We start from the raw sequence: 4,305 nt of genomic DNA, 5'->3' as shown, positions 1-4,305 counted from the left end.
GGCATGGGCTGGTCCACGTCGAGGGGCTTGTGGTGCCACTCCTCGTTGCTGGGCACGTCCGCGCCCGTGGCCGCGTGCAGGGCGTGGACCAGGTCGGCGACGGCGTCGACCTCCTCGCGGCTCATGAGCCACGGCTCGGACCTGGTCGACGTCGAGTACACCTCCAGTGTCGGGTAGCGGTGCCCGAACCCGGCGAAGGCCACCGCGTGCTCGTTGCTCGCCACGAGCAGCCCCTGGTAGGAGGCGTAGTCCACCGCCATCTCGTTGTACAGGTTGGGGTTGGCCCGCACCTTCTGCAGCTCCAGCTGGCTGGTCACACCGCGCTCGTCGATGCCCACCAGCTGCTTGTGCAGGTGGTCGAAACTCGCCCCGGCAGGCCGTAGCCAGTTCTGGAAGACGGCCACGTAGCGCACCCACCGGTTGGCCTCGTACAGGCTCTGCATCGCGTGGATCGCCAGGCGCGTGTAGGCGCGGTGCTCTGCCACGCTCAGCGTCCCCGAGCCGGCCAGGGCGGAGGTGTCGACGGCGTCGTCGGTGAAGTGGCGCCGACCGATGATGACGTCGTGGCCCCCGGCGAAGAAGGCCGCCAGGAAGGTGCGACGAGTCCGCTCGTCCATCGAGTCCCAGGAGTCCGGGTCCGCGCCCGCGGCCGCCAGCTTGGTGCGCGCCACCCGCTCCACGTGCTCGACGCCGGCCGGCTCGGCCAGGTAGGCCTCCATGCGCTCACGGGCGGCGTCGGGGATCTCGTAGCCGTGGTTGATGTGCCAGTAGTCGAAGGAGAGGATCTCGAAGAGATTGGGCACCCGCCGGAACTCGGCCACCGTGTCGAACAGGGCGGAGGCGGGCACGGCGTCGAGACGCTCGAGACCGCCGTCGGCCCGGCGCACGACGCGCGCCTTCTCCGGGGGCGTCTCCAGGTAGCGCGCCGAGCAGAAGGCGCAGCTGTGGGTGCGGTCGGCCGCCTCGAGCGGGCGGACCTCGGCCACCGGGTGCGAGATGGGGCGGTTGGCGCGGCCCGGAACGGTCCACACCTCAGTACCGGTGAAGGGGTTGATCTGCTTGACCGTCCCGTCGGCCAGGCGCGTGAGTGGTTCGGCGGAGGGGGCGTACGGCATGAGCATGCCCCCATTGTGACGTGTTGTGAGACTCCCGCGCGCCCAGTGGCCCTGATGGTGGGTTTCCGGTTCTCCTTTGTGGGCGGTGAGTCCTGCTTACAGGGGGGATGAGCTCGATATGTCGCCGATCCTGGGACGTGAGCGCCTGAGTCATGCGTCCGTCCATGGTGGTGAGAACAGCGTTGTGATGTGCCGCGAGGTCCACCAGGTGCAGGTCGGTGACCGGTTTGGGACCCTTCAGTCTCGAAAAGATGATGGACGGCTCAGCAGGGGGAGCGTCATCGACGAGGAACACGTGATCGCCAAGTGACGTCAGATCACTGAGTCCGGAGAGCACTTCAGAGGCCGCGATCTCGAATCCAGTGACTCGAGGATTCATGAGGAGACGCAGGTAGGCGGCTTGGGTGATGGAGCAGGTCCCCCACTGATCCACGGCATCGAACCAGGTGCTGACCACCTCATGGTGAGCATGGTTGGGTGGCGACAACGCTACGAGGACATTGACGTCAAGCAGTCACAGGCGATCAGTGGTCGTCATCTCGGTACTGCTCGATGAGTTCCGGTGTCACCCATGAGCCTGCTGGCCTGCGGGCGGGAAGAACAAGGGGATCCCGTGCCTACTGGTGCGGCCCCGGTGGGAGATTCCCTGGAGTGCGAGATCGGAGACGGCGCGCCCGAGTGACACTCCGTCGCGATGAGCGCGTTCACGAGCCAGGGACAGGACCCGGTCGTCGATCTCAAGTGTCGTCCTCATACGATCATGATCGCATCAGCGCATCACGTCATCAATGAGCCGCTGAGCTGTTGTGGCTCCTGATGCGGGCCCGGCCGTCCGAGGTCGGGGTAGTCTCACTGGCTCGTGTGGGTCTGTGCGCCGGGCCCGGCCCTGCGCTCCGCACTTCCCGCACCCCCGCACCCGACTGGAGACAAGGAGACGATATGGCCGAGGTCTTCACCTCACTGCTGCTCATCGTCGCGGTGGCCTTCGTGGCGCCGCTGGTCTCCTGGACCGTCCCCAAACGGCTCGTGCCCGAGGTCGTCCTCCTCATCCTGGGCGGAATGGTCATCGGCCCCCACGGCCTGGAGCTGGCCGGTGAGGGGGCCTCCATCGAGCTGCTGCGCGAGCTCGGCGTCGCCTTCCTCTTCCTCATGGCCGGCTACGAGATCGACCTCAACGAGTTGCGCGGCGCCGGTGGGCGACACGCAGCCGTCGCCTGGATACTCTCGCTGGGCCTGGCCTTCGGGGCCGTGACGGTCATCGGGGTCTCCGGTGGTGCGCTGTCGGCCAACGGCATCGCCATTGCCATCGCCATGACCTCGACGGCGATCGGAACGATCCTGCCGATCCTGCGCGACCGAGGTCTGTTGTCGACGGCGGTGGGAGCCTCGATCCTCAATCACGGTGCCGTCGGCGAGGTCGGCCCGATCCTCCTCATGGCGCTGCTGCTGGGGTCGCGCTCCACCTGGGCGAGTCTGGTGATCCTGGCGGTCTTCCTCATCATCACCCTGCTCATCGTCCGCTTCACCAGCCGTGTCAAGCGTGTGGGGCGCCGACTGGTGGAAGCCATCCACCTGGGCGCGTCGACGACGGCGCAGACCACCATCCGCGCCACAGTCCTGCTCCTGGTGGGGCTGTGCGCGATCGCCGCCGTGTTCGACCTCGACGTCATCCTGGGGGCCTTCGCCGCCGGATTCGTCCTGCGCCATGTCCTGCCCGAGGGTGACGCCCAGTTCGAGGAGAAGCTCGACGGTCTCGCCTACGGGTTCTTCGTGCCGATCTTCTTCGTCACCTCCGGCATGGGCATCGATCTGAGTCTCAGTGCCGGTGACGTGGTCAACCTGCTGGCCTTCTTCGTGCTGCTGGTGCTCGTGCGGGGCGTGCCGGTGTGGCTGGCCTCCCGCGCGGAGCGGCGCCGGGACGGCTCGCGCGCCTACTCGATGCGTCAGAGCCTCCAGATAGCGGTCTACTCGACGACGGCGCTGCCCATCATCGTGGCTGTCACCCAGGTGGCGGTCAGCGCCGAGGCCATGTCGACATCCTTCGCCTCCACGCTCGTGCTGGCCGGGGTGCTCTCGGTGCTCGTCCTGCCGGCGGCGGGGCTGGGGCTGGGGCGCAGGAGCGACCACGTTCCGGTCAACGAGGTGATGCGCGTGGTCCAGGGGCCGGCCGCACCCGACGGCCGCACCCCGGAGGAGGCCTCCGTCCCGGCCGGTGAGCAGGTTTCGGAGCCGCAGCGACCTGCGTCGCCGCCGGGTGGCATCAGGCTGCCGGCGGGCGAGCGCACTCCGCCCGGAGGGAGGGAGTGGCCGACGCAGCCCGACCTGGTGGGCCTGCCCGACCTGCGTGAGCGGGCGGCCCCTGTTGTCGCGCGCCTTGCCGACCTGGGGCTGCACGCTCACGGACTGTCGGTGGAGGAGTCGCACCATCTGGCCGCACGTCTGGCCCAGATCGAGCAGGACCACGCCCAGTGGCGCGAGCGCTGGCACCACCTGCGTCGGCGCGGCGGAACGTCCCGCGCCGCCCGGCGTCGTCGGCCCCGCGGCGAGTGACCCGTCTTCCGGCGGGCCGGGTATTTCTCGCCTGACTTGGCAGGAAAAACGTAGGGTCACGCGAAACGTGACCGGCTCGGCGGGGCCGGGCCTCTCGTCCAACCTCGCGCCGACGGGGGACACGTCGCGCGGCCGGGGACGTTCCACTCCGGTGGGGGACATGTTGCGCCTCCGGGGACAGGATCCCTGTCCCCGGAGGCGTCGAAGGTCCCCACCGGGTGAGTTTTGTCCCCGGCCGCGCGGAATGTCCCCAGCCGGTGGAAGAGGGCGGAGCAGGTGGGCGACTATCCCTGCTGGGTGAGCATCTGCTCGACCATCTCCTCCATGGACGTCTGGGCCGGTCGGTAACGGGTGCCCAGTTCGAGGCGGCTCCGGGAGGCGTCGGCGCGGACCACGTAACCCACGTTGCGCCGAATATAGGTTCGAGTCTGTCCGAGTCTGGGCGCCATGGCCACGACGACGGGCCGAGGCAGGGCGCGCCGCGGCAACGGGAGCGACCTGCCGAAGCGCGGCAGCAGAGTGCTTGTGAGTGCGAAGATGTCGGTGTCCTCGGCGGAAGCGATGTAGCGGCCGTGGGCATCGGGTAGGAAGGCGGCGGCGATATGCGCCTGGGCCACCTCGCGGACGTCGACGACGCTGA

At 68.7% G+C, this 4,305-nt stretch carries 4 protein-coding genes and 1 pseudogene; 1 reads left to right on the top strand and 4 read right to left on the bottom strand.

What is annotated here, in order from left to right; genetic code table 11:
• The 3 genes from RWR81_RS12625 to RWR81_RS12615 form a co-directional block, all read right to left on the bottom strand.
• A partial coding sequence (locus tag RWR81_RS12625; RefSeq protein ID WP_314458073.1) for a DUF4921 family protein occupies nucleotides 1-1,121 on the bottom strand: 1,121 nt, incomplete at its 3' end.
• Nucleotides 1,033-1,629, bottom strand: coding sequence for a TA system VapC family ribonuclease toxin (locus tag RWR81_RS12620; RefSeq protein WP_314458074.1), 597 nt, complete (start codon nucleotides 1,627-1,629; stop codon nucleotides 1,033-1,035). The genes RWR81_RS12625 and RWR81_RS12620, both read right to left, overlap by 89 nt.
• Nucleotides 1,630-1,680: 51 nt before the next feature.
• A complete protein-coding gene (locus tag RWR81_RS12615) occupies nucleotides 1,681-1,869 on the bottom strand; it encodes a DUF2191 domain-containing protein (RefSeq protein ID WP_314458072.1) in 189 nt (62 codons plus the stop codon).
• A gap of 185 nt (nucleotides 1,870-2,054) precedes the next feature.
• Here RWR81_RS12615 and RWR81_RS12610 point away from each other — a divergent pair, with 185 nt between their 5' ends.
• Entirely contained in the window at nucleotides 2,055-3,665 is a 1,611-nt protein-coding gene (locus tag RWR81_RS12610) for a cation:proton antiporter (RefSeq protein ID WP_314458071.1), read from the top strand.
• Between the two features lie 284 nt (nucleotides 3,666-3,949).
• Here the strand turns inward: RWR81_RS12610 and RWR81_RS12605 are convergent.
• Nucleotides 3,950-4,305 (bottom strand): annotated as a pseudogene (locus RWR81_RS12605) (diaminohydroxyphosphoribosylaminopyrimidine deaminase); the annotation flags it as partial.

Origin of the sequence: uncultured Actinomyces sp. (assembly GCF_963526355.1) — a bacterium.
Lineage (GTDB): Bacteria > Actinomycetota > Actinomycetes > Actinomycetales > Actinomycetaceae > Actinomyces.
The sequence above is the reverse complement of the archived record's forward strand: the minus strand, read 5'-3'. Positions and strand labels throughout refer to the sequence as shown.

Excerpts from the sequence above, each read along its gene's own strand:
- RWR81_RS12615 (WP_314458072.1), bottom strand. The coding sequence starts at position 1,869 with ATGAGGACGACACTTGAGATCGACGACCGGGTCCTGTCCCTGGCTCGT.
- RWR81_RS12610 (WP_314458071.1), top strand. The coding sequence starts at position 2,055 with ATGGCCGAGGTCTTCACCTCACTGCTGCTCATCGTCGCGGTGGCCTTC.